Annotated in this window: 20 protein-coding genes; 10 read left to right on the forward strand and 10 right to left on the reverse strand. The window is 73.5% G+C overall.

Annotated elements, in window-relative coordinates:
* Positions 1 to 24: 24 nt before the first annotated feature.
* The 5 genes from cseC to ACFWR9_RS02865 all read right to left on the reverse strand — a co-directional run bounded on the left by cseC (position 25) and on the right by ACFWR9_RS02865 (position 4,845).
* The gene (gene cseC / locus ACFWR9_RS02845) at positions 25 to 1,647 is read right to left on the reverse strand and encodes a two-component system sensor histidine kinase CseC (RefSeq protein WP_383834559.1); all 1,623 of its coding nucleotides are present in this window, start codon (positions 1,645 to 1,647) and stop codon (positions 25 to 27) included.
* A complete protein-coding gene (gene cseB / locus ACFWR9_RS02850; protein ID WP_376362491.1) occupies positions 1,536 to 2,240 on the reverse strand; it encodes a two-component system response regulator CseB in 705 nt (234 codons plus the stop codon). Before cseB ends, cseC begins: the two co-directional genes overlap by 112 nt.
* Before the next feature lie 168 nt (positions 2,241 to 2,408).
* On the reverse strand, positions 2,409 to 3,074 hold the full coding sequence (locus ACFWR9_RS02855; protein ID WP_383834464.1) for a hypothetical protein: 666 nt from the start codon (positions 3,072 to 3,074) through the stop codon (positions 2,409 to 2,411).
* Positions 3,062 to 3,601: a SigE family RNA polymerase sigma factor gene (locus tag ACFWR9_RS02860; RefSeq protein ID WP_234959507.1), complete on the reverse strand. Its 540-nt coding sequence runs from the start codon at positions 3,599 to 3,601 to the stop codon at positions 3,062 to 3,064. The genes ACFWR9_RS02855 and ACFWR9_RS02860 overlap by 13 nt, the downstream gene beginning before the upstream one ends.
* 311 nt (positions 3,602 to 3,912) lie before the next feature.
* A complete protein-coding gene (locus ACFWR9_RS02865) occupies positions 3,913 to 4,845 on the reverse strand; it encodes an A/G-specific adenine glycosylase (protein WP_383834468.1) in 933 nt (310 codons plus the stop codon).
* Positions 4,846 to 5,193: 348 nt separating this feature from the next.
* Between ACFWR9_RS02865 and ACFWR9_RS02870 the strand changes: the two genes are divergently transcribed.
* Together ACFWR9_RS02870 and ACFWR9_RS02875 are read left to right on the forward strand one after the other, a co-directional pair.
* The gene (locus tag ACFWR9_RS02870; protein ID WP_383834471.1) at positions 5,194 to 6,894 is read left to right on the forward strand and encodes a sensor histidine kinase; all 1,701 of its coding nucleotides are present in this window, start codon (positions 5,194 to 5,196) and stop codon (positions 6,892 to 6,894) included.
* Positions 6,891 to 7,562: a response regulator gene (locus ACFWR9_RS02875; protein ID WP_383834474.1), complete on the forward strand. Its 672-nt coding sequence runs from the start codon at positions 6,891 to 6,893 to the stop codon at positions 7,560 to 7,562. The genes ACFWR9_RS02870 and ACFWR9_RS02875 overlap by 4 nt, the downstream gene beginning before the upstream one ends.
* 20 nt (positions 7,563 to 7,582) lie before the next feature.
* On the opposite strand, the gene ACFWR9_RS02880 is transcribed toward ACFWR9_RS02875, so the two are convergent.
* Complete coding sequence (locus tag ACFWR9_RS02880) at positions 7,583 to 8,233, reverse strand: phosphatase PAP2 family protein (RefSeq protein ID WP_383834477.1); 651 nt, start codon at positions 8,231 to 8,233, stop codon at positions 7,583 to 7,585.
* A 174-nt stretch (positions 8,234 to 8,407) separates the two neighbouring features.
* On the opposite strand from ACFWR9_RS02880, the gene ACFWR9_RS02885 reads away from it, so the two are divergent.
* The gene (locus ACFWR9_RS02885) at positions 8,408 to 9,247 is read left to right on the forward strand and encodes a hypothetical protein (protein WP_383834480.1); all 840 of its coding nucleotides are present in this window, start codon (positions 8,408 to 8,410) and stop codon (positions 9,245 to 9,247) included.
* 19 nt (positions 9,248 to 9,266) lie between these two features.
* On the opposite strand, the gene disA is transcribed toward ACFWR9_RS02885, so the two are convergent.
* Both disA and radA read right to left on the reverse strand, forming a co-directional pair.
* Entirely contained in the window at positions 9,267 to 10,391 is a 1,125-nt protein-coding gene (disA, locus tag ACFWR9_RS02890; RefSeq protein ID WP_064729139.1) for a DNA integrity scanning diadenylate cyclase DisA, read from the reverse strand.
* 81 nt (positions 10,392 to 10,472) lie between these two features.
* On the reverse strand, positions 10,473 to 11,882 hold the full coding sequence (radA, locus tag ACFWR9_RS02895) for a DNA repair protein RadA (protein ID WP_383834484.1): 1,410 nt from the start codon (positions 11,880 to 11,882) through the stop codon (positions 10,473 to 10,475).
* Between the two features lie 216 nt (positions 11,883 to 12,098).
* On the opposite strand from radA, the gene ACFWR9_RS02900 reads away from it, so the two are divergent.
* Positions 12,099 to 13,844 (forward strand): hypothetical protein, encoded by a 1,746-nt coding sequence (locus ACFWR9_RS02900; protein WP_383834562.1) that lies wholly within the window; start codon positions 12,099 to 12,101, stop codon positions 13,842 to 13,844.
* 43 nt (positions 13,845 to 13,887) lie between these two features.
* On the opposite strand, the gene ACFWR9_RS02905 is transcribed toward ACFWR9_RS02900, so the two are convergent.
* Positions 13,888 to 14,700 carry a hypothetical protein gene (locus ACFWR9_RS02905; RefSeq protein ID WP_383834487.1) on the reverse strand — a complete coding sequence of 271 codons (813 nt, stop codon included), beginning with the start codon at positions 14,698 to 14,700 and terminating at the stop codon, positions 13,888 to 13,890.
* A gap of 71 nt (positions 14,701 to 14,771) precedes the next feature.
* On the opposite strand from ACFWR9_RS02905, the gene ACFWR9_RS02910 reads away from it, so the two are divergent.
* The 4 genes from ACFWR9_RS02910 (at position 14,772) to ilvD (ending at position 19,258) form a co-directional block, all read left to right on the forward strand.
* Positions 14,772 to 15,704: a Ppx/GppA family phosphatase gene (locus ACFWR9_RS02910; protein WP_383834489.1), complete on the forward strand. Its 933-nt coding sequence runs from the start codon at positions 14,772 to 14,774 to the stop codon at positions 15,702 to 15,704.
* A gap of 125 nt (positions 15,705 to 15,829) precedes the next feature.
* Positions 15,830 to 16,675 carry a sugar phosphate isomerase/epimerase family protein gene (locus ACFWR9_RS02915; protein WP_383834492.1) on the forward strand — a complete coding sequence of 282 codons (846 nt, stop codon included), beginning with the start codon at positions 15,830 to 15,832 and terminating at the stop codon, positions 16,673 to 16,675.
* A complete protein-coding gene (locus ACFWR9_RS02920) occupies positions 16,672 to 17,283 on the forward strand; it encodes a TetR family transcriptional regulator (protein WP_383834495.1) in 612 nt (203 codons plus the stop codon). The genes ACFWR9_RS02915 and ACFWR9_RS02920 overlap by 4 nt, the downstream gene beginning before the upstream one ends.
* A 121-nt stretch (positions 17,284 to 17,404) precedes the next feature.
* A complete protein-coding gene (gene ilvD / locus ACFWR9_RS02925; protein WP_383834498.1) occupies positions 17,405 to 19,258 on the forward strand; it encodes a dihydroxy-acid dehydratase in 1,854 nt (617 codons plus the stop codon).
* Between the two features lie 18 nt (positions 19,259 to 19,276).
* Here ilvD and ACFWR9_RS02930 read toward each other — a convergent pair whose 3' ends face one another.
* Positions 19,277 to 21,385 carry a serine/threonine-protein kinase gene (locus ACFWR9_RS02930; RefSeq protein WP_383834501.1) on the reverse strand — a complete coding sequence of 703 codons (2,109 nt, stop codon included), beginning with the start codon at positions 21,383 to 21,385 and terminating at the stop codon, positions 19,277 to 19,279.
* Positions 21,386 to 21,568: 183 nt separating this feature from the next.
* Here ACFWR9_RS02930 and ACFWR9_RS02935 point away from each other — a divergent pair, with 183 nt between their 5' ends.
* Together ACFWR9_RS02935 and ACFWR9_RS02940 are read left to right on the forward strand one after the other, a co-directional pair.
* Positions 21,569 to 21,898, forward strand: a complete 330-nt coding sequence (locus tag ACFWR9_RS02935) for an SH3 domain-containing protein (RefSeq protein ID WP_383834504.1) — start codon at positions 21,569 to 21,571, stop codon at positions 21,896 to 21,898.
* Between the two features lie 43 nt (positions 21,899 to 21,941).
* Entirely contained in the window at positions 21,942 to 22,454 is a 513-nt protein-coding gene (locus ACFWR9_RS02940; RefSeq protein ID WP_383834507.1) for an EamA/RhaT family transporter, read from the forward strand.
* Positions 22,455 to 22,478: the final 24 nt, after the last annotated feature.

The following is a 22,478-nucleotide window of genomic DNA, read 5'->3' on the forward strand; positions in this document are numbered from 1 at the left end:
ACGACCCGCCCCTACGCCCCGCCCCTACGACCCGCCCCCGCCGGACACCCGGTCCGGCAGCATCGGGTAGCTCCCCGTGTTGGTCGGCGCGTGCTCCGGCAGCCACAGCACGGCGACCGCGCCCTCGGCCGGGACGTGGTCGGGTGCCCCGGCGGGGCGGACGTTGCGGAAGGTGAGCCGGGCGCCCAGCACCCGGGCCTGGCCGGCCGCGATGGTCAGCCCGAGCCCGTGCCCGCGCCCGGCCCGGTCGGCGCTGCCGGTGCGGAAACGGCTCGGGCCCTCGGCGAGCAGGTGCTCGGGGAAGCCCGGCCCGTGGTCGCGGACGCGGATCACCCGGCCCTCGACGCTGACCTCGACCGGCGAGCGGCCGTGCCGGGCGGCGTTGGCGAGCAGGTTGAACAGCACCCGCTCCAGGCGGCGCGGGTCGGTGGTGACCGCCGACTCGTGGATCACCCGCACCTCCACCGCCGGGTCCTTCGCCGCCACCCGCCGGGTCACGAAGTCGCCCAGCATCAGGTCCTGGAGTTCGGCCCGCTCCGAGGCCCCGTCGAGCCGGGCCACCTCCAGGACGTCCTCGACGAGCGTGCGCATCGCCTTCGCCCGGTCCAGGACCAGCTCGGTGGGCCGGCCCGGCGGCAGCAGCTCGGCGGCGGTGAGCAGCCCGGTCACCGGGGTGCGCAGCTCGTGCGCGATGTCCGCGGTGACCCGCCGCTCGGCCTCCAGCCGCTTCTGCAAGGCGTCCGCCATCGCGTCCACCGCGCTCGCGAGGTCGTCGGTCTCGTCCCGGACGACCCCGCCGATGGCGTCCCGGACGCGCACGTCCGGCTCCCCGTTGGCGACCTGGTTCGCGGCGGCGGCCGCGTCGCGCAGCCGCCGCGACAGCTGGCGCCCGATGAGCACACCGAGCGCGCTGCCGCCGAGGACCACCGCGATGGAGCCGATGACGAGGGCCTGGTCGAGATCGGTGAGGATGTCCGCGCTGCGGTCGGTGAAACCGGAGTGCAGGGACATCACGTGCCCGTCCTTGAGCGGCACCGCCGCCCAGATGTCCGTCACCCCGTCGTCCCGCTCGGAGACGTACGTCGCCCGCTGCCCGGCCTCCACCCTGCGGCGCAGCTCCTCCGGCAGCTCGGGATCGTCGATCTTGGCGTTGGGGAAGTTCTGCCGCCCCGACAGCTCGTAGTTGCGCTGGGCGATCAGGATCCGGTCGTCCGCGAGGTCACGGGCGTTGTCCAGCATCGATACCCGGGCCGCGTTGTGCACGACCAGGCTCAGGACGACCGCCACCAGCGCGCCGACCAGCGCGATCGCCGCGCTGAGCTTCCAGCGCAGCCCGGTGCGGATGCCACGCGCGCGCAGGCCACGCGGACGCGTGCCGTCCGGACGCGGGCCTTCCGGACGCGGGCCGTTGGGGCCCGGCCCATGCGGAGCGGATCCGCGCATACCTCTGTCCGGCCCCGTGCGGCCGTCCGGGCGCCCCGGAGGCGAGGCGGTCCGGCGTCGGAAGAACCCCCGCATATCCCTGTGTCCCCGCCTCAGGCCTTCAACTTGTAGCCGAAGCCGCGGACCGTCTCGATCCGGTCCTGGCCGATCTTGGTGCGCAGCCGCTGCACGTGCACGTCGACGACGCGGGTGTCCCCGCCCCAGCCGTAGTCCCACACCCGTTCCAGCAGCTTGTCGCGCGAGAGCACCGTCCCCGGCGCCGAGGAGAACTCCAGCAGCAGCCGCATCTCCGTCGGGGTGAGCGCCACCGGCCGCCCGGCCCGGCGCACCTCCATGCCGTCGGTGTCCACCTCCAGCTCGCCGAAGGTGAGCACCCCCCCGGTGTCCGCGTGGTCCGCCGCGTCCCCCCGGTCCCCGCCGCCGGCATGGCCGAAGCGCCGCAGCACCGCCCGGATCCGGGCGACCAGCACGGCCCCGTCGAACGGCTTGGTGACGTAGTCGTCGGCACCGGCCTCCAGACCCAGGACGACGTCGATGGAGTCCGCCCGCGCCGACAGCATGATCACCGGCACCGTGGACTCGTCCCGGATCCGGCGGCACAGGCTCACCCCGTCGAGGCCGGGGACCATGACGTCGAGCAGCGCGATGTCGGGCCGGTCGGTCCGGAAGGACTCCAGGCCGGACAGCCCGTCGGGCTTCGCGGTGACCGCGAAGCCGTCCCGCTCCAGGGCGAGCTGGGTGGCCTCGCGGATGACGTCGTCGTCCTCGACGAACAGGACGTGGGTCTGGTCTGCCATCCCGGTGCTCTCAGTCCTCGTTGTGATGGGTCGGGTGCGGTCGCCGGACGCGGGTGCGGTCACGGGCGCCCACTGGGACGGACGCCCACTGGGACGGACGCCGGGACCGCGCGCCGCGTTCACCCGGTCATCGGAGCGAGCGGCCCGTTCGGTTCACGCCCGTCCGCCTCAGCCGTCCGCGTCCGGGGCCGGAGTCGGCGCGTTGCCCGCGGCGTTGCTGTAGTCGTTGTGGGTGCGGTACTCCTCGGAGAAGCGGCCCGAGGCCCAGCGGTACGTGATGACGTTCTCGCCGGACGGACTGGACACCGGGTCGCCCCGCTCGTACACCTGCTTGGTCACCACCAGGTCGCCGCGGTCGATCTCCGCGTAGACCGGAGGCTCCTCGGTCCGGAACACACTCTGGTACGCGCCGTCCTCCTCGCGGTACACGTAACTGCCCACACCCACCGCGTCACCGCACGTCAGGACGTTGACGACGACGTCCTCCGCCGTGCCGCCGGTCAGCTCCCCGTACGACACGTCGACCGGGTACTCGTCGGCGACGCACGGCTTCAGCTCGTGCTTGACCTCCGCGGAGACCTTGGGGTCGGACTTGACCAGCCGCACCGCGTCCACCCGGTCGGGGACCTTCGAGGGGGAGGCGGCCGGCGAGGAGGCTGCGGCGCCGCCCACCGCGTCCGCGTGGGCCGCGCCCTCGTCGCGGGTGCCGGTGCCGCCGGCCGCGCAGCCGGACAGGCACACGCCGAGGGCGACGAACACGGCCACCGCCGCACTCGTCGCCTGCGTGCCCCGCCGGGTTTCCCCGGGTGATCGACCGACGCTCAGGCCGCGCAACGCTCCCGCTCCTCACGCTCCAGCGCCCGTGCGTCCAGATCGCGGGCGACCAGCTCCTCACGGAGCCGGGCGAGCGCCCGGTGCAGCGTGCTCTTGACCGTCCCCGCCGACATGCCGAGGGCGGCGGCGGTCTCCTCCGTGGACATCTGCTCCCAGTGTCGCAGCACCACGACGCTGCGCTGCTTCGGGGCGAGCACCTTCATGACGTCCATCAGCAGGGCGCGGTCCGCGTGCTGCTCGGTGGAGTCGTCCACGCGGGACTCGGGGAGCTGCTCGGTCGGCACCTCCTCCAGCTTCCGCGCCCGCCACCACTCGGTCCGCGTGTTGATCATGACCCGGCGCAGGTAGGCGTCGGCCAGCCGCTTGTCCTCGATGGTCGACCAGCGGCGGTACGTCCGCGCCAGCGCGGTCTGCAGCAGGTCCTGGGCGTCGACCGGATCCGGGACCAGACGCCGGGCACTGCGCAGCAGCGCGTCCTGCCGCGTCCGGACGTACTCCTCGAACTCGAGCACCTCGCCCATGGTCAACCGCCTTCCGATCCCCGTACTCCGCCGGTGTGGTCACCGCCGGCCCACTGCCTGTGGTCCCTGGTCCTGCCGTGCCCGCCGGGCACACAAATGAAGGTAGGGAAGCGTTGTCACGGCGCTGTGCGAAGCAGCCTGCGACGAACACTCGGCTGTCCGTCGGTTGTGTAACGGAAGGAGGAACCGGGTAAATCGGCGGGCCGCTTGATGACGGTAGACGGCGATTTGCCCGTTACTAGGGCTGTAACCGAGGCTGGACGGGGCCGGTACTTCTGTCACACCGGCACCCGCCGCCCCCGTGCCCCCGCTGTCCGTCAGCTCAGCGGCAGCCGGTACAGCCCGTCCGCCAGCGGCTCCACCAGACCGTCGGACACGAGGCCGTCCAGGGCGCGGGCCCGCTGGACCGGCTCGTGCCACACCTGGTCGAGGGCCGACTGCGGCACCGGCCCGGACGCCTCCCGCAGCACCGCGAGCAGCCGGCCGCGCACCTGCCGGTCGGTGCCCGCGTACGTCTGGCCGCGACGCGGCGGTCCGTCGTGCGCGGGCTTGCCGGCCAGCCGCCAGGCACACTGCCCGGCGATCGGGCAGCGCTGGCACGACTCGTTCTTCGCCGTGCAGACCAGCGCGCCCAGCTCCATGGAGGCGGCGGCCCACCGGGCGGCCCTCGTCTCCTGCTCCGGCAGCAGCGCACGCGCCAGCTTCCGCTCGGCGGCGGTGGTGGCGTTCGGCGGGTACTGCACGCCGGTGACCGCGCGGGCGAACACCCGGCGGACGTTGGTGTCCAGCACGGGGTGCCGCTGGCCGTAGGCGAAGGAGGCGACCGCGGCGGCCGTGTACTCGCCGATGCCGGGCAGCGCCAGCAACTGGGCGTGGTCCGCCGGTACGTCGCCGCCGTGCCGTTCCGTTATGGCCGCGGCGGCACCGTGCAGGCGCAGGGCGCGGCGCGGGTAGCCGAGCCGGCCCCAGGCGCGGACCGCCTCGCCGGGCGCCTCGGCGGCGAGGTCGGCGGGGCGCGGCCAGCGCGCCAGCCACTGCTCGTAGACGGGCCGGACGCGGCTCACCGGCGTCTGCTGGAGCATGAACTCACTGACCATCACGCCCCACGCGCCGGCCTCCGGGCGCCGCCACGGCAGATCGCGGGCGTGCTCGGCGAACCAGTCGATGACGGGGGCGTGCAACGGCACGCCGGACGAGGCGGCGGCGGGGTCGGAGGGGCCGCTGTGCGAGGACTTCGTGGGCGCAGTCATGACCCCCCGATCCTGCCACGACGGGACCACCACACGGGCGCACCACCACCCGGTGGCGCCCACGACCCTGCCGATCGGCGGGCTCGCCGCGCGGCCCGCCGCTCGTGGCAGGGGACTGGCGGAAGGTCTCCGCCCGGCGGGCGCTGCTGGGATCGGGGGCCCGGGTGCATCGCGACTCGGTGGGGCCCGTGACACCGGCGGATCGGCGGGCTCGCCGCGCGGCCCGTCGCTCGTGGTGTGGGGATGGTGGAAGGTTTCCGCCCGGCCGACGCCGCCGGGGCGGTGGCGCTCACGAGACCTGACGATCGGCAGGGGCGCCGCCCCGTCCGCCGCTTGTAGCGTCGGCTCATGGAAGGTACGCGTCCGGCCGCCGACGCCGGAACATCCGCCACCGGCGTCGTCGGCCCCCCGGCGGACGCGCACCCGCGCGCCCCCCTCACGCCCAGCTCGCGCGCCCCCGGCTCGCGCTCCGCGCGGCTCGCCCCCGTCGGCCGGGGCGCGCTGTTCTGGTGCGTCCTCGCCCTCCCCGCGGTCACCGCCGACCGGATTGGCCTCAACGAGCCGCGTCCCCTCTGGCAGCAGCTGGCCGGGCTGGGCGTGCTCGCGGTGGCCGCCGCGCTTTCCCGGAGCCGGCCGCTCGCCGCGTTCGCGCTGACGGCGGCCCTGGGCCTGGCCGACACCCCGGCGCTGTTCAGCGTCTCGTACGGCCCCGCCCTCGCGACCCTCGCCCTGCTCCTCGGCCTGCGCGCCCCGCGGGCGCACCCCGCGGTGGCCGTCCTCGCCGGCACCGGCGTCGTCGGCGCGGCGCGGATCGCGCTGGATGGAGTGGACCCGGCGCCCGAAGCGCTGGTCCTGACCGGCACCCTGCTCTTCGGCTGCGTCCTCCCCTGGCTGGGTGGCCGCTACTGGCGGCAGAGCCGCGCGCTCGCCGAGGCCGGCTGGCTCCGGGCGGCCCGCCTGGAGGACGAGCAACGGCACGCGGAGGAACGGGCCAGGCTGCGCGAACGGGCCCGGATCGCCCAGGACATGCACGACTCCCTCGGCCACGAGCTGAGCCTGCTCGCGCTGCGCGCCGCCGCCCTCCAGGTCGCCCCCGGCCTCGGCACCGGCCACCGCGCCGCCGCGGCCGAACTGCGGGTCGCCGCCGCCGACGCCACCGACCACCTGCACCGCATCATCGGCGTCCTGCGCGAGGACGACGAGGACGACGACCCACTGCCGCTCACCCCGGCCGGCGAGAGCGTCGAGGAACTCGTAGCCCGCGCCGCCGAGTCGGGGCTCCCCGTCCGCTGGGAACCACGCCACGCCCCCGTCCCGACCGCCGAACCGGGCGGCCTCGCCGACCGGCTGCTCTACCGGATCGTGCGCGAGGCGCTGACCAACGCGGCCCGGCACGCGCCCGGCGCCCCCGTCGTCGTGGCGGTCACCGACCAGACCTCCGGAACGACGGTGACCGTCACCAACGCCGCCGCCACCGACCCCGGTTCCCCCTCGGCGGGTGGCTCGGGGCTGCTCGGGCTGCGCGCCGCCGTCACCTCCGTCGGCGGCGACTTCACGGCGGGCCCGCACGGGGACGGCTTCCGCGTCCGGGCCTACGTCCCCGCCGGGCGGACCCTCGCCCCCACCCCCGCTCCCTCACCCACGGCCCCCTTCGCCCGCGCCCGCCGCCGCGTCGCCCTGGGCCTGGGCGCCGCCGCCGGTGCCGGCCTGGTCCTGGTCGGCGCGGCCTTCGCCTGGTACGCCCACACCGAGACCCGCTCGGTGCTCACCCCGAGCGCCTACGCGCAGTTGCGCCCGGGGACCGCCTACGACGAGATCGCGCCCGTACTGCCGGACCGCGAGGCCCACGACCCGCCCACCGACCGCGCCCCCGCACCGCCGCCGGGCGCCGACTGCCGCTACTACCGGGCGAGCGGCGAACTCCTCGTCTCCATCGACCACTTCCGGCTCTGCTTCGACGACCGGCAGCGACTGCTCACGAAGGACGTCGTCCCCGGCGTCGACAGCGAACGAGCCGACACGCGACAACGAGAGGAGACCGTAAGGTGATCCGGGTCCTGCTGGCCGACGACGAGGCGATGGTCCGCGCGGGGGTGCGCGCCATCCTGGCGAGCGGCGGCGAGAGCGAGGTCGTCGCGGAGGCGGGCGACGGCCGCGAAGCGGTCGAACTGACCCGCGCGCACCGCCCCGACGTGGCCCTGCTGGACATCCGCATGCCCCGCCTGGACGGCCTCACGGCGGCCGAGGAGATCGTACGCACCGCCCCCGGCACCGCAGTCGCCATGCTGACCACGTTCTCCGAACAGACCTACGTGGCCCGCGCCCTGGCCGCCGGCGCCACCGGCTTCCTGCTCAAGTCCGGCGACCCGTACGAACTGATGGCCGGCGTACGGGCCGTGGCGGAGGGCGCCGCCTTCCTCTCCCCGAAGGTCGCCCGGTACGTCATCGAGGACCTCGGCCGGGGCGGTGGCGGCGGCCGGCTCGCCCGCGAGGAGCACGCCCGCGCCCGCGTGGCCCGACTCAGCCCCCGGGAGCGCGAGGTCCTCGGCCTCGTCGGCGCCGGCCTGTCCAACCCGGAGATCGCCGCCCGGCTGCATCTCGTCGAGGGCACGGTAAAGGCGTACGTGAGCGCGGTCCTGGACCGGCTGGAGGTACGCAACCGGGTCCGGGCCGCGATCGTGGCCTACGAGGCGGGACTGGTCGAGACGGACACATAGGCCCTCTGGCCCCCCGCCCGTCAACGACGACGCCGGTGCGAGGCGACGTACGCGCCCGGCGGCGGCACGGCACCCGGCCCGGTCAGCCACCGCACCGCCGGTGCCGAGGAGCCCCGCATCGCCTCGGCCAGCCGCGTCGCCGGACGTATGCCGAGCCGTACGGCCGCGCCGGCGACGACCGCGCCGAGCAGCAGCCCGGCGACGACGTCGTGCGGGTAGTGGACGCCGACGAAGACCCGGGAGAAGGCCAGAAGAAGGGCGAGCGGCGCCGTCAGCCGGACCGCCGTCCACCGGACCAGCGCCAGGGCGACGGCCGCACCGCCCGCGATCGTCGCGTGGTTGCTCGGGAAGGACCAGTCACCGGTCGGCGGGCACTCCGCCAGCGAGGGCACCGCTCCGACGACCGCCCGGCACGGACGTTCCTCCTCGACAACGGACTTGAGCAGCTCGCTGCACAGATACGCGACAGCCGTGGCCACAGGTGCAAGGACCGCGATCGCGAACGCCCGTGGGTCGCCGCGGCGCGACCGCCACCAGGCGAGGACGAACAGCGCGCCGAACACCAGGATTCCCGCCTCCGTCCCCACCTCCGCCGTGTGCTGGACCCACGTAGGGGTGTCCCGGGCGAAGCCGGTGATGTCGCGGTAGAGATCGTCATCCTCGAAGGTCATGCTCACGGACGGTAGGCGGCTGCCGGAATCGGTCACACCCTGCGATCGACACCTCCGACACCTGACGATCGGCAGGGGTCCGGGCCGGTCTCCGGGATGATGATCCGTAAAAGTTGCGGGCCTGAACGGCGGGTGGGACAGGGGAACGCGCGGATCTCTCGTACAGTTTGCGCCGTGGGATCTTTGCGCAATCCGGTCGGGCCGCTTCCCTCCTCCATCTACTGGCGACGGAGGGCCGTACTGCTGTCCCTGTTCGCCCTGTTGGCGCTGCTGATCACGTGGATCGTGGTCGCTGGCGGCGGAGGCGGCGGCAAGGGACGCGACGACGGAGCCAACGGCAAGAATCCGGCCCCGTCGATCACTCCGGGACCCTCGGGGTCCGGGCCCGCGATCAGTGAGGCCCCGGGCGGCCGCGACGAGTCGGGAAGCGCCGACTCCGGTGGTACGGGGTCGGGTTCGGGTTCCGGCGGCGGGGACGGTTCGGGCGACGGAGCCGGTTCCGGCGAAGGCTCCGACAGCCCGGGCAGCGCCGACGGCGGGGGATCCGGGGGCGGCGCGGCAACGGGCGTCGGCGCGGGGGACGCGCTGCCGGGCGGTTCGGCCCTGCCCAACTGCACCTCGAGCGCGGTGAAGTTCAGCCTGCGCAGCGTCCGCAACAGCTACACGCCCGGACAGACTCCCGCCTTCGAACTGACCGCGCGGAACACCTCCGGCGGCGACTGCAAGGTCGATCTGGGCCCCGAACACGCGGTGTTCACCATCACCCCGGCCAGCGGCGACGACGTCTACTGGGCCTCGGACGACTGCGTCGAGGACAAGAGCAAGGCCAGCCTCAAGTACCGGGTGGCGGCGGGCAGCGGCATCACCTACACCGTGAAGTGGGACCGCAAGCCGAGCGCTTCCGAGTGCGGTACGCCCCCGGCGGGCTCGGCCAAGGCGGGGACGTACCTGGTGGAGGCCAAGGCGCCCGGTTTCGAGAAGGTCCGGACATCTTTCGTACTCAAGAACGACTGACGCGAGGCCGCCGTTCCGGTCAGACGTAGCGCTCCAGGATCGACGACTCCGCGAGCCGCGACAGCCCCTCACGCACACTGCGCGCCCGCGCCTCGCCGACGCCGTCCACCGTCTGAAGGTCGTCCACGCTGGCGGCGAGCAGCTTCTGCAGGCCGCCGAAGTGCTCCACCAGCCGGTCGATGATCGCGCCCGGCAGCCGCGGCACCTTCGCCAGCAGCCGGAACCCGCGCGGCGACACCGCCGAGTCCAGCGTCTCGGGAGACCCGGTGTACCCCAGCGCCCGGGCCACGGTGGACAGTTCGAGCAGCTCGGCATGGCTGAGCTTGTCCAGCTCGGCGAGCGCCTCGTCGACCGTACGGGACCGCTTGGCGGTCGGCTCGGGCACGTAGTCCCGCACGACCAGCTCGCGCTCCGGCTCCACGCCGGCGATCAACTCGTCCAGCTGAAGCGCCAGCAGCCGCCCGTCCGTCCCCAGCTCCACCACGTACTCGGCGATCTCGGTGGCGATCCGGCGCACCATCTCCAGCCGCTGCGCGACCGCCGACACGTCCCGGACGGTCACCAGGTCCTCGATCTCCAGCGCGGAGAGCGTGCCGGCGACCTCGTCGAGCCGGAGCTTGTAGCGCTCCAGGGTGGCCAGCGCCTGGTTGGCCCGGGACAGGATCGCCGCTGAGTCCTCCAGCACCCGCCGCTGCCCGTCGACATAAAGGGCGATCAGCCGCATGGACTGCGAAACGGACACGACGGGAAAGCCGACCTGCTTGCTGACCCGGTCCGCCGTACGGTGCCGGGTACCGGTCTCCTCGGTCGGGATGGTCGGGTCGGGCAGCAGCTGCACGCCCGCCCGCAGGATCTTCGACAGGTCCGAGGAGAGCACGATCCCGCCGTCGAGCTTGCACAGCTCGCGCAGCCGGGTCGCCGTGAACTCGACGTCCAGCACGAAGCCGCCCGTACACATCGCCTCGACGGTCTTGTCCGACCCCAGCACCATCAGACCGCCGGTATTGCCGCGAAGGACCCGTTCCAGGCCGTCCCGCAGCAGCGTGCCGGGCGCCACGGCGCTCAGCGAGGCGCGCATCAGGCCATCGGCACCGGCACTCCCACCGGACTTTCCGGGAGCTGCTGCCCGGTCGTTGGCTGCCACTGCACTCCTCCGGTCGCAGGTTCTTCTGGTGCGCCCGTGTCGCACACTCGGTCGTACGCACGGGCGAGACCAGGGCAAAGTCTACCGGCGGTCCTCCTCCTCCCGTGGGGCCTCTCGCCGACGCGAGCGCGGAAGCACCCGCAGGGCGTCCCCTATGTCCGCGACTTCCAGGACCTTCATGCCGGCGGGAACCCTGCCGGGGTCGCTCGGTACCAGGGCGTGCGTGAAGCCCAGCCGGTGCGCCTCGGAGAGCCGGCGCTGTACGCCCGTGACCCGTCTCACCTCCCCGGCGAGGCCGACCTCACCGATCGCGACGAGGTTCTTGGGCAACGGAGTGTCGCTCGCCGCACTGGCCAGCGCGAGCGCGACGGCGAGGTCGGCGGCCGGCTCGGACAGCTTCACACCCCCGACCGTCGCACTGTAAATGTCCCGCTTGCCCAGCGCAGTGATCCGACCGCGCTGCTCCAGCACGGCCAGCATCATGGACACCCGGGACGTCTCCAGCCCCGAGGTCGTACGCCGAGGCGACGGAATCTGGGAATCCACGGTCAGCGCCTGCACCTCGGCCACCAGCGGCCGGCGCCCCTCCAGGGTGACGGTCAGACAGGTACCGGGCACCGGCTCGGCACGCCGGGTGAGGAACAGCCCGCTGGGGTCGGCCAGCCCGGTGATCCCCTCATCGTGCAACTCGAAGCAGCCGACCTCATCCGTCGTCCCGTACCGATTCTTGACCCCCCGCACCAGCCGCAGCCGCGCATGCCGGTCACCCTCGAAGTGCAGCACCACGTCCACCAGGTGCTCCAGCAGCCGCGGCCCCGCGATCGCCCCGTCCTTGGTGACATGCCCCACCAGCAGGGTGGACATCCCGCGCTCCTTGGAGGCCCGGATCAACGCCCCCGCCACCTCCCGCACCTGCGCCATGCCGCCGGGAGCGCCGTCGATCTCGGGAGAGGCCACGGTCTGTACGGAGTCCATGATCAACAGCGACGGCTTGACCGCGTCCAGATGCCCCAGCACCGCCGAAAGATCGGTCTCGGCGGCAAGGTAGAGATGATCGTCGATCGCGTCGATCCGGTCGGCCCGCAGCCGCACCTGACTCGCCGACTCCTCACCCGTGACGTACAGCGTCCGGTGCTCGTCGCTCGCGGACTTGGCGGCGACGTCCAGCAGCAGCGTGGACTTCCCGACCCCGGGCTCACCCGCGACCAGCACCACCGCACCGGGCACCAGCCCGCCACCCAGCACCCGGTCCAGTTCCGGCACACCGGTCGACCGCGCGGTCGCCTGACGTCCGTCGACCTCCCCGATCGGCACCGCGGAGGTGGTCACACGCCCCGGTGATGTCGTCCGCACGGCGGGCGCGCCGTACTCCTCGACGGTGCCCCACGCCTGGCACTCGGGACAGCGACCGAGCCATTTGGCCGTCTGCCAGCCGCACTCGGTGCAGCGGAAGGACGGCCGTTCCTTGGTGGACTTCACACGAGCAGCCATGCACGAACCGTAACGGCCCCCACTGACACCCCGACGCGGCGCTGCCTGGGACTGTGTTCCGCGCCACGCCACAGGCCGCCACAGGCCGCCACAGGCATCCCACCCCCCGGAACAACCGCTTCCTGTCCCCTTATGAGGGATCGTTTCACCCGTACGGATTAAAAGTGCCCAACGCGCCAGTTCGCGCCACCCATAGCCCCCTACGGTCGCCGAGTGATGAGGAGCAGTCCGGAGACCACGACCCGCACGACCGGCGCACACCGAGCGCACCGGGAGGCGCGTGACCGCGCCGCGGCGCGTTCCCTGGCGCAGCGACCGCCCGAGCGCCACGCCGCGTACGACGCGTATCTGGACGGCCTGTTCACGTACTGCCTGTCCGTGCTCTGCGACCACACCGCCGCGACCGCCGCCCTGGGCGACGTCCTGGCGCTCGCCCAGCGCCGCGGCCACCGCGGCCCCGGTTCCCCCCAGGACCGCAGGGCCTGGCTGTACGCACTGGCCCGCTGGGCCTGCCTCCGCAAGCTCGCCGAGGCCAAGCAGAAACGTCAGAGCAGCCACGCGGCAGGCCGCCCCACCCCCACGACCACCACCGAAGCGACCACCACCGACACCCCCGACGACAAGACCCGACAACGCCACCGCAGCGAACTCGCCCAACTCGCCTGGCCGGAGGCCGCCGGCACCACCCCCGAGCAGCGCGAGGCCCTGGAACTCGCCGTCCGCCACCGCCTGGCCCCCCACGAGGTCGCCGCGGTCCTCGGCATGGACCTGGCCGCCACCCGGGAACTCCTCGCCTCCGCCGCCTGCGAGGTCGAACGCACCCGCGCCGCCCTGGCCGTCGTGGAGACCGGCACCTGCACCGGCGTAGCCCGCCTCACCGGCGACAACCGGTACGTGCTCAGCGCCGCCCTGCGCCGCGAACTCGTCCGGCACGTGGACGACTGCCCCCGCTGCCGCCGCACGGCAGAGCGCGCGATCCCCGGCCGCTGGCCCGGCACCAGCGTCACCCCGGCCGAACTCCCCGTCCTGGAGGCCCCCCGCACCGCGCTGCACGTGGCCATGGCGCACCACCCACGCGCGCGAATCGCCGCCCCCCGCTTCGACCGCCGCGGCTTCCCCATGGACCCCAAGGACCGCGCCGCCCGCCGGGACCGGCTACGCGCGCGTGCCGTCACCAGCACCGTCGTCGCCACCGTCGTCGCGGCGCCCGTGCTCGCCCTCTGGGCGGCCTACCGCGGCACCCCCGTCGTAGAGGGCGAGGACGGCCGCTCGTCCAGCGCCAGCGAGGCACAGAGCCCCGACGGCCTGGACGGCGACTCCACCGGCGGCGGGTACGAGAACGCGGGCAACGCCAGCACCACCCCCGGCACCGGCTTCGGCAAGAACGGCGAGTCCGACGTCTCCGTGGAGGTCGTCAGCGTCTCCGGCGCCGACGAGAAGGGCGCCGCCGCGCTGAGCGTGACGGCCGGCCACGACGGCGACACCACGCAGGTCACCCTGACCGCGACCGGCGACGCCCCGGTCCGCTGGTCCGCGTCCGTAGGCGCGTCCTGGCTCTACCTGAGCCAGTCCTCCGGCACCCTGCGCCCCGGCGAATCCCGCACGATCCGGGTGTACGTCGACCACCTGCGCGAGCCGTCCGGCCACTGGACCGCCCGGGTGGCGGTATCGCCCGCCGGCGCGGTCGTCTCCATCAAGGGTTACGGCACCGCGCCCGGCCCCTCCCACCCGGGCCCGCGCCCGCGCCCCAGCACCCCGGACCACTCGCCGTCACCGTCCGACCCGGGCCCGGACCCGTCGCCATCGACCTCGCAGCCCGACCCGGACCCGACACCCACCGAGGACCCGTCACCGACATCGCCCGCCCCGGACCCGACGCCCACCGGACCGTCCCCGACGGGCGGCACCGGCTCCTCGCCCCTACCGAGCGACACCGGCGACCCGAGCCCGTCCACCTCCTAGGACACCCGTCCACCTCCTGGGGCAAACGCGGCCTACGAAGTCCTCAGCGAGCAGGATCCGCCGGATGCGGCGCGAGCAGCGGCAGCTGCGAGGCCAGCCGCTCCTCGCACAGCTCGACCAGCCGGTCGTACCCCGCCTTGCCCATCAGCTCGATCAGCTCGGGCCGGTACGAGACGTACACCGGGTCGCCCGCGCCGTGCGCCGAGGTCGCCGAGGTGCACCACCAGTGCAGGTCGTGCCCGCCGGGACCCCAGCCGCGCCGGTCGTACTCACCGATCGACACCTGGAGCACGCGCGTGTCGTCGGGCCGGTCGATCCACTCGTACGTCCGCCGCACCGGAAGCTGCCAGCACACGTCCGGCTTGGTCTCCAGCGGCTCCCGGCCCTCCTTCAGGGCCAGGATGTGCAGCGAGCAGCCCGCGCCCCCGGCGAAACCAGGCCGGTTCTGGAAGATGCACGAGCCCTGGAAGGGGCGGGTCTGCCGGGAGCCCTCGTCGTCCTCGGAGGTCCAGCCGTCCCGCGTGCCCTCGGCGTGGTGCTGCCAGATGTCCGGCGTGAGCCGCGCCACGTGCTCGGCGACCCGCCGCTCGTCGTCCTCGTCGGAGAAGTGCGCGCCCAGCGAGCAGCACCCGTCGTCCGCGCGGCCCGCCTGGATGCCCTGGCAACCGCTGCCGAAGATGCAGTTCCAGCGGGAGGTCAGCCATGTCAGGTCACACCGGAAGACCTGCTCGTCGTCCGCCGGATCGGGGAACTCCACCCACGCGCGGGCGAAGTCAAGACCCTTCTCGTCGCCCATTCCGCGCCTCTTGTCCTTCTTGGCCGACTTTTCAGCCTTCGCCTTTTTCGTCTTTGGCACGGCTCCAGGGTAAGACGCCCGAGGCGGATGAGGGCACCGCCGCCCGCTCCGCGGGCAGTAGCGTTCCGTACATGAGACTCGGTGTCCTCGACGTGGGTTCGAACACGGTGCACCTGCTGGTGGTGGACGCGCACCCCGGCGCCCGCCCCCTGCCCGCCCACTCGCACAAGGTGGATCTCCGCCTCGCCCAGCTCCTCGACGAGGACGGCGCCATCGGCCCCGACGGCGTCGACAAGCTGGTCGCGGTCGTTCACGAGGCCCTTCAGGCGGCCGAGGACAAGGGCGTCGAGGAGATCCTGCCGTTCGCCACCTCCGCCGTGCGCGAGGCGACCAACGCCGACGACGTCCTCGCGCGCGTGCGGGCCGAGACCGGCGTCGAGCTGACGGTCCTCAGCGGCGCGGAGGAGGCGCGGCTCACGTTCCTCGCCGTCCGCCGCTGGTTCGGCTGGTCCGCGGGCAAGCTGCTGGTCCTGGACATCGGAGGCGGCTCGCTGGAGATCGCCTACGGCATGGACGAGGAGCCCGACACGGCCGCGTCGCTGCCGCTGGGCGCGGGCCGCCTGACCGCCGGCTGGCTGCCCGGCGACCCGCCCGAGCCGGACGACGTCAGGGCGCTGCGCCGGCACGTCCGGACGGAGATCGCCCGGACGGTCGGCGAGTTCAGCCGCTCCGGCACGCCCGACCACGTGGTCGCCACGTCCAAGACCTTCCGGCAGCTGGCCCGCATCGCCGGCGCCGCCCGCTCCGCCGAGGGCCTCTACGTCCAGCGCGAGCTGAAACGTGCCTCCCTGGAGGCGTGGGTGCCGCGCCTGGCCGCCATGACCGGCCCCGAGCGCGCCGAACTCCCCGGCGTCTCCGAGGGCCGCGCGAACCAGCTCCTGGCCGGCGCCCTGGTGGCGGAGGCGGCGATGGACCTCTTCCGCGTCGAGAACCTGGAAATCTGCCCGTGGGCCCTGAGAGAGGGCGTGATCCTCCGCAGACTGGACCACATGGGCCAGGTGTAGGCCCCGTCAGGGGCGCGGGGCTGTATCGATGCGCGGCTCCGCCGCGTGGCCGCGACAAGCCACAACGCACCCCGCACCCTTGGGCCCCCCACCCCCTCCAACCCACACCCCGTAACCTGACCCCCGTGGCAAAACCCAGCGACGCAGTCCGAATCCCGGACGCGAAGGTCGCCCTGTCGACGGCTTCCGTCTACCCGGAGTCGACGGCGACGGCCTTCGAGATCGCCGCACGCCTCGGCTACGACGGCGTCGAGGTGATGGTCTGGACGGATCCGGTCAGCCAGGACATCGACGCGCTGCGCAGACTCAGCGACTACCACCGCATGCCGATACTGGCCGTGCACGCGCCGTGTCTGCTCATCACCCAGCGCGTCTGGTCCACCGACCCCTGGGTCAAGCTCCAGCGCGCCCGCGCCGCCGCCGAGCGACTCGGTGCGAGCACCGTGGTGGTCCACCCCCCGTTCCGCTGGCAGCGCCAGTACGCGCGGGACTTCGTCAGTGGCATCTGGCGGATGTCGGACGAGACGGACGTCCGCTTCGCCGTCGAGAACATGTACCCCTGGCGCTACCGCGACCGCGAGATGCAGGCGTACGCCCCCGACTGGGACGTGACGAAGGACGACTACCGCCACTTCACGATCGACCTCAGCCACGCCTCGACCTCCCGCACCGACGCCCTCGACATGGTCGACCGCATGGGCGACCGCCTGGGCCACGTCCACCTCGCCGACGGCAAGGGCTCCGCCAAGGACGAGCACCTGGTCCCCGGCCGGGGCGACCAGCCCTGCGCCGAGCTGCTGGAAGGGCTCGCGGACACCGGCTTCGACGGCCATGTCGTCATCGAGGTCAACACCCGGCGCGCGATGTCAGGCGCCGAACGTGAGGCCGATCTCGCCGAGGCCCTGGCCTTCGCCCGCCTGCACCTGGCGTCGGCGTCGTCGGCCTCCGCGACGAAGGCGCACCGCCGGTGAGCGACACCGGCGGGACCACCCGCCGCCGTGGCCGCCCGCCGCGCACGGAGTCCGGCGACACCCGCGACCGCATCCTCACCACGGCCCGCCAGGAGTTCTCGGAGCACGGCTACGAGAAGACGTCCGTGCGGGGCATCGCCAAGGCGGCCGGTGTGGACCCGGCGCTCGTGCACCACTACTTCGGCACCAAGGAGCAGGTCTTCGAGGCGGCCATCGAGATCGCCTTCGCGCCCGCCCTGGAGGCCCCGGACGTGATCGCCGACGGTCCCCTCGACGCCGTCGGCGAGCGGCTCGCCCGCTTCATCATCGGCATCTGGGAGAACCCCACCACCCGCAAGCCGGTGCTGGCCATCGTCCGCTCCGCCGTGAACAACGACACCGCGGCCGCCGTCTTCCGCCGGCTGATCTCCGCCCAGCTGCTGAACCGGGTCGCGGCCCGCCTGGACCGCCCGGACGCGGAACTGCGCGTCGAGCTGGCGGCGGCGCAACTGGTGGGGTGCGCGATGCTGCGCTACGTGATCAAGGTGGAGCCGCTGGCCTCCGCCGACCCGGAGCAGATCGTCGCGCGGCTGGCCCCGGTCGTGCAGGGCCACCTCACGGGTCCCTGACGCCACGCCCGGGACACTGTGGACGAGACGGGCGTCCCGCATTCCGGACACCCTGTCCCGACCCCTGGATAACCGGCGTACGCTCGACGGCAGTCATAACTCTCCGAAGGAGCGAGCGACGATGCCCGAACTGAGGTCCCGCACAGTCACCCACGGCCGCAACATGGCGGGCGCCCGCGCCCTTATGCGTGCCTCCGGTGTACCCGGCGCGGACATCGGGCGGAAGCCGATCATCGCCGTCGCCAACAGCTTCACGGAGTTCGTGCCGGGCCACACGCACCTCGCCCCGGTCGGCCGGATCGTCAGCGAAGCGGTCGTCGCGGCCGGCGGCATCCCGCGCGAGTTCAACACGATCGCCGTGGACGACGGCATCGCCATGGGCCACGGCGGCATGCTCTACTCGCTGCCCTCCCGCGACCTGATCGCGGACAGCGTGGAGTACATGGTCGAGGCCCACTGCGCCGACGCCCTGATCTGCATCTCCAACTGCGACAAGATCACCCCGGGCATGCTCAACGCCGCCCTGCGCCTGAACATCCCCACGGTCTTCGTCTCGGGCGGCCCGATGGAGTCCGGCCGCGCCACCCTGGTGGACGGCACGGTCCGCACGCTCGACCTGGTCGACGCGATGTCGGAGGCGGTCAACGACAAGATCTCCGACGAGGACATCCTCCGGATCGAGGAGAACGCCTGTCCCACCTGCGGCTCCTGCTCCGGCATGTTCACCGCCAACTCGATGAACTGCCTGACCGAGGCCATCGGCCTCTCCCTCCCCGGCAACGGCTCGGTCCTGGCCACGCACACCGCCCGCAAGGCGCTCTACGAGAACGCCGCCCGCACGGTCCTGGACCTGACCCGCCGCTACTACGAGCAGGACGACGACTCGGTCCTGCCCCGCAACATCGCCACCCCCGCGGCCTTCGGGAACGCCATGGCGCTGGACATCGCGATGGGCGGCTCCACCAACACGATCCTGCACCTGCTGGCCGCCGCCCAGGAGGCGGAGGTCTCCTTCGGCCTCACGGAGATGGACGCCCTCTCGCGCCGTGTCCCCTGTCTGGCCAAGGTCGCCCCCAACGTCGCCAAGGACCGCACGTACTACATGGAGGACGTGCACCGCGCCGGCGGCATCCCCGCCCTCCTGGGCGAACTGCACCGCGGCGGCCTGCTCAACGAGGACGTGCACTCCGTGCACAGCCCGTCTCTGGCCGACTGGCTGAAGACCTGGGACGTCCGCGGCGGCTCCCCGTCGCAGGAGGCCGTGGAACTCTGGCACGCGGCCCCCGGCTGCAAGCGCTCCGCCGAGGCCTTCTCCCAGTCCGAGCGCTGGGACTCCCTGGACGACGACGCCGAGGGCGGCTGCATCCGCTCCGTCGAGCACGCCTACTCCAAGGACGGCGGCCTGGCGGTCCTGCGCGGCAACCTCGCCGTGGACGGCTGCGTGGTGAAGACGGCGGGCGTCGACGAGTCCATCTGGACCTTCGAGGGCCCGGCGGTCGTCTGCGAGTCGCAGGAGGAGGCCGTCGAGAAGATCCTCACCCAGCAGGTCAAGGAGGGCGACGTCGTCGTCATCCGCTACGAGGGCCCCAAGGGCGGCCCCGGCATGCAGGAGATGCTCTACCCGACCTCGTACCTGAAGGGCCGCGGCCTCGGAAAGGCCTGCGCCCTGGTCACCGACGGCCGCTTCTCCGGCGGCACCTCCGGCCTCTCCATCGGCCACGCCTCGCCGGAGGCGGCGGCCGGCGGCACGATCGCCCTCGTCGAGGACGGCGACCGCGTCCGCGTCGACATCCCGAACCGCTCCATCGAGCTGCTCGTGGACGACGCCGAACTGACCCGCCGCGACCAGGCCCTGAACGGCGTGTACGCCCCGAAGAACCGCGACCGCAAGGTCTCCGCGGCCCTCAAGGCGTACGCCGCGATGGCCACCAGTGCGGACAAGGGCGCCATCCGCGACGTGTCCAAGCTGGGCTGAACCCGCCAAAGGCCCCGCTCACCAGGCGGCGGGGTCCCGCCCGTCCACGCCGAACACGGTCCCGTCGGGCGCGGTGGCGTAGACGTGCCCGCCCGCGAGCAGCGGCGCGGGCAGCGAGGCCGGAACCCGGTCGGAGTCGGCGCCGAGCCGCGGCCGGGTCTGCCCGAGGAGCCTGCCCTCGCGGGCGTCGACGCCCAGGAGCCGCCCGTCGGGCGCGGTGACGTACACGTGCCGGCCGTCGGAGACGGGAGCTGAGCCCCGGCTCACCCCGGTCTCCAGCCGCCACTTCTGCTTCCCGGCCGCCATGTCGACGGCCACCACCGAACCGCCCGCGCCAGCGAGGTACACGGTGTCCCCGTGCACGCCGACCGCCGCCTGCTCGACCGGCACCGGCAGGTCCACCCGGCGGGTCTCCCCGGTGGCGGGCGTGTAGCGGACCACGGCCTTCGCGTCGCCGTAGGCCGCTCCTTCGGGGACGAGGTACACGGACCCCTCCGCCGCGCCCACGAGCGCCAGCGTTCCCTCCAGCTCCGCTTCCCACCGCACGTCCCCGCTCGCCGGGTCCACCGCGGTGACCCGGGTGCGGTTCCCGTCCGCCGACTGGCTCGTCGCGTACGCCGCCGGCCGCCGCTCCCCGGCGAACGAGGTGAAGTACGGCACGGACTGCCCCGGGATCCGGTGCGCCCACCGGGTCCGCCCCGAGGCGCTGTCCACGCCGGTGACCACCCCGTCGGCGCGGGTGAGCAGGAGCATGTCGCCGACGCACCGCAGTCCGTCGTACGCGGGCATGTCCTCCTGCCACACCGGCTCGCCCGTGGCGGGGTCGAGCGCCTCCAGCGGGCCCAGCAGACCGACCTCGGGCTGCACGAGCCCGCCCGACACGACCGGCGGTTCGCTCCGCACGGTCTCCTCGACGGCGTGCCGCCACAGGATGCCGCCGTCGGCCGGATCGACGGCGAAGACCAGGCCGGGCCGCGCGCACAGCAGCCGCCGCGCCGCGTACGAGCACTGGGGCATGCCACCGCTCTTCCCGGCGGAGGACGTCGTCTCCCACGCGCCGAAGCCACCCGGCGCACTCTGCGCGGCGGGCGTCCTGGGCGCGGGTTCGCCGCCGCCGGACAGCTGGACCCAGACGAGCCCGCCGAGCACGGCGAGGCAGAGCGCACCGGCCACCAGCCCCGCCCGCTTCCCGAGCCGCCGCACGGCCGGCTCGGCGGGAGCGTCCGGTGCCGCGGCGGGCGCCGGGGCCGACGACCCCTCCTCCCGCTGCGCCGGTATGAACACCTGCGTGTCGTACCCCGCCGCCACCGACCGCAACTGCCGCATCAACTCGTCCGGCGTGGGCCGGTCCTCGGGCTCCTTGGCGAGACACCGCAGCACCAGCGGCGCCAGCGACTCCGGTACGCCGGTCAGGTCGGGCTCGTCGTGCACGACCTGGTAGGCGACGACATACGGGCTGTCGGAGTCGAAGGGCCCCCGCCCAGTCGCCGCGTGCACCGTCAGCGACCCGAGGGCGAACACGTCGGCCGCGGGCCCCACCTCCCGGGGCCGCCGGAACTGCTCGGGCGCCATGAACGGCGGCGTCCCGATCAACTTCCCGGTCTCGGTGCGCAGTTCGCTGTCCTTCGGCCGGGAAATGCCGAAGTCGATGACCTTCGGACCGTCCTCGGCGAGCAGTACGTTGCTCGGTTTCAGGTCCCGGTGCACGACGCCGACCCGGTGGATGTCACGCAGCGCCTCGGCGAGCCCGGCCATCAGCCGACGCAACTGGGCCTCGTCCATGGGCCCGTTCCGCTTCACCTGCTCGGAGAGCGTGGGCCCGGGGATGTAGAGCGTGGCCATCCAGGGCCGTCCGGCCTCCGGATCGGCGTCCACGACCGGCGCCGTGAAGGCTCCGCTGACCCGCCGGGCCGCGGCCACCTCCTGCCGGAAACGCCCCCTGAACTCGGGATCCTTGGCATACGAGGCGTGTACGACCTTGACCGCGACCCGCATCCCGGAGGTGCCGCGGGCCAGGTGGACGACGCCCATGCCGCCGGAGCCCAGGCACGACTCCAGCCGGTAGTGGCCGGCGTACTCCGGAAGTTCCGCTTCCGCGCCGGCTCCGGCGTTCTGCTGCGGCGCCATGGAACCACCCCCCGTGCTGTTCGTTCGCGCGAGCGACGCTCGGAGCCTAGTCGATGGGGCGTACGGGACAGAGGCGGCGGGCCGCCCCTCGTATGCGAGTTGCGAACTGGTGTTTTATGGCTTGTTCTTGGGGTATCAACGGGGCCCCATGAGCGTCGTGGGGCACAACGGGGGAGGATTTCCATGTCTGTCGACCAGATTCCGGCCGTAGGGGACGGCGAGGACGAGAAGGCGACGCCGGGCGCCGTGACCACGACGGCCGCGGCCCGGCGCAGCTACCCGGTCGCACCGGGCTACCGGCTGAACGTCCGCAGCGGACCGGGGACCGGCTACGCGATCGTGCGGGTCCTGCCCGAGGGCGCCAACGTCTCGATCAGCTGCCAGACGCCGGGCACCCGGGTCTCGGGCCCGTACGGCACCTCGAACGTCTGGGACTGCATCGGCAGCGGCCAGTACGTCTCCGACGCCTACGTGCGCACCGGCAGCGACGGGTACGTCGCCCCGCGCTGCTGATCCCACCCGGAGCCCGCGGCACCCCCGGCGCCATAATCGACCCGTGAGCGCAGAGAACGGCAAGAACGGCATCCCGGAGACCCCCGCGGGCTCCACACCCGGCCCCCGCCCCGAACCCCTCCGGTTCTACGGCACGACCTGGGTGAACCACGACGGCGGCTACGGCGCCCGGCGGGCGGGCCTCGCCGTGGGCTCCCTCGCCGTGGCGGCCGCCGCCTGCCTCGTGCTCCGCATCGCCTACGACGGCCTCCAGATCGCCGACATCGGCAGCTTCGTCTCGCTGCTGATGGTCGTGATGTTCGCGATCTGCAGCGCCCTGGCCTTCCGCCACACCTGGTCCGGCTTCGCCGGCCGTCCCGACCCCGACCGCCAGGCCTCGATGCGCGGCCTGCTGGCCATCGGCTTCGTCGGCTCCCTCCTCGCCTACTTCTTCCGCACCCTCGCCGAGGCCCCGGGCGAGAAGCTCCACCGCGCGGAGTACGAGAAGGCCCGCGCGGAGTACGAGAAGCGCGCCACCCGCCGCTCGGGCAACCCGAAAAAGCGCCGCCGCCGGTAGCGGGAACGCGGCCACCATGGCCGT

This window comes from Streptomyces sp. NPDC058534 (assembly GCF_042717365.1).
Classification (GTDB): Bacteria; Actinomycetota; Actinomycetes; order Streptomycetales; family Streptomycetaceae; genus Streptomyces.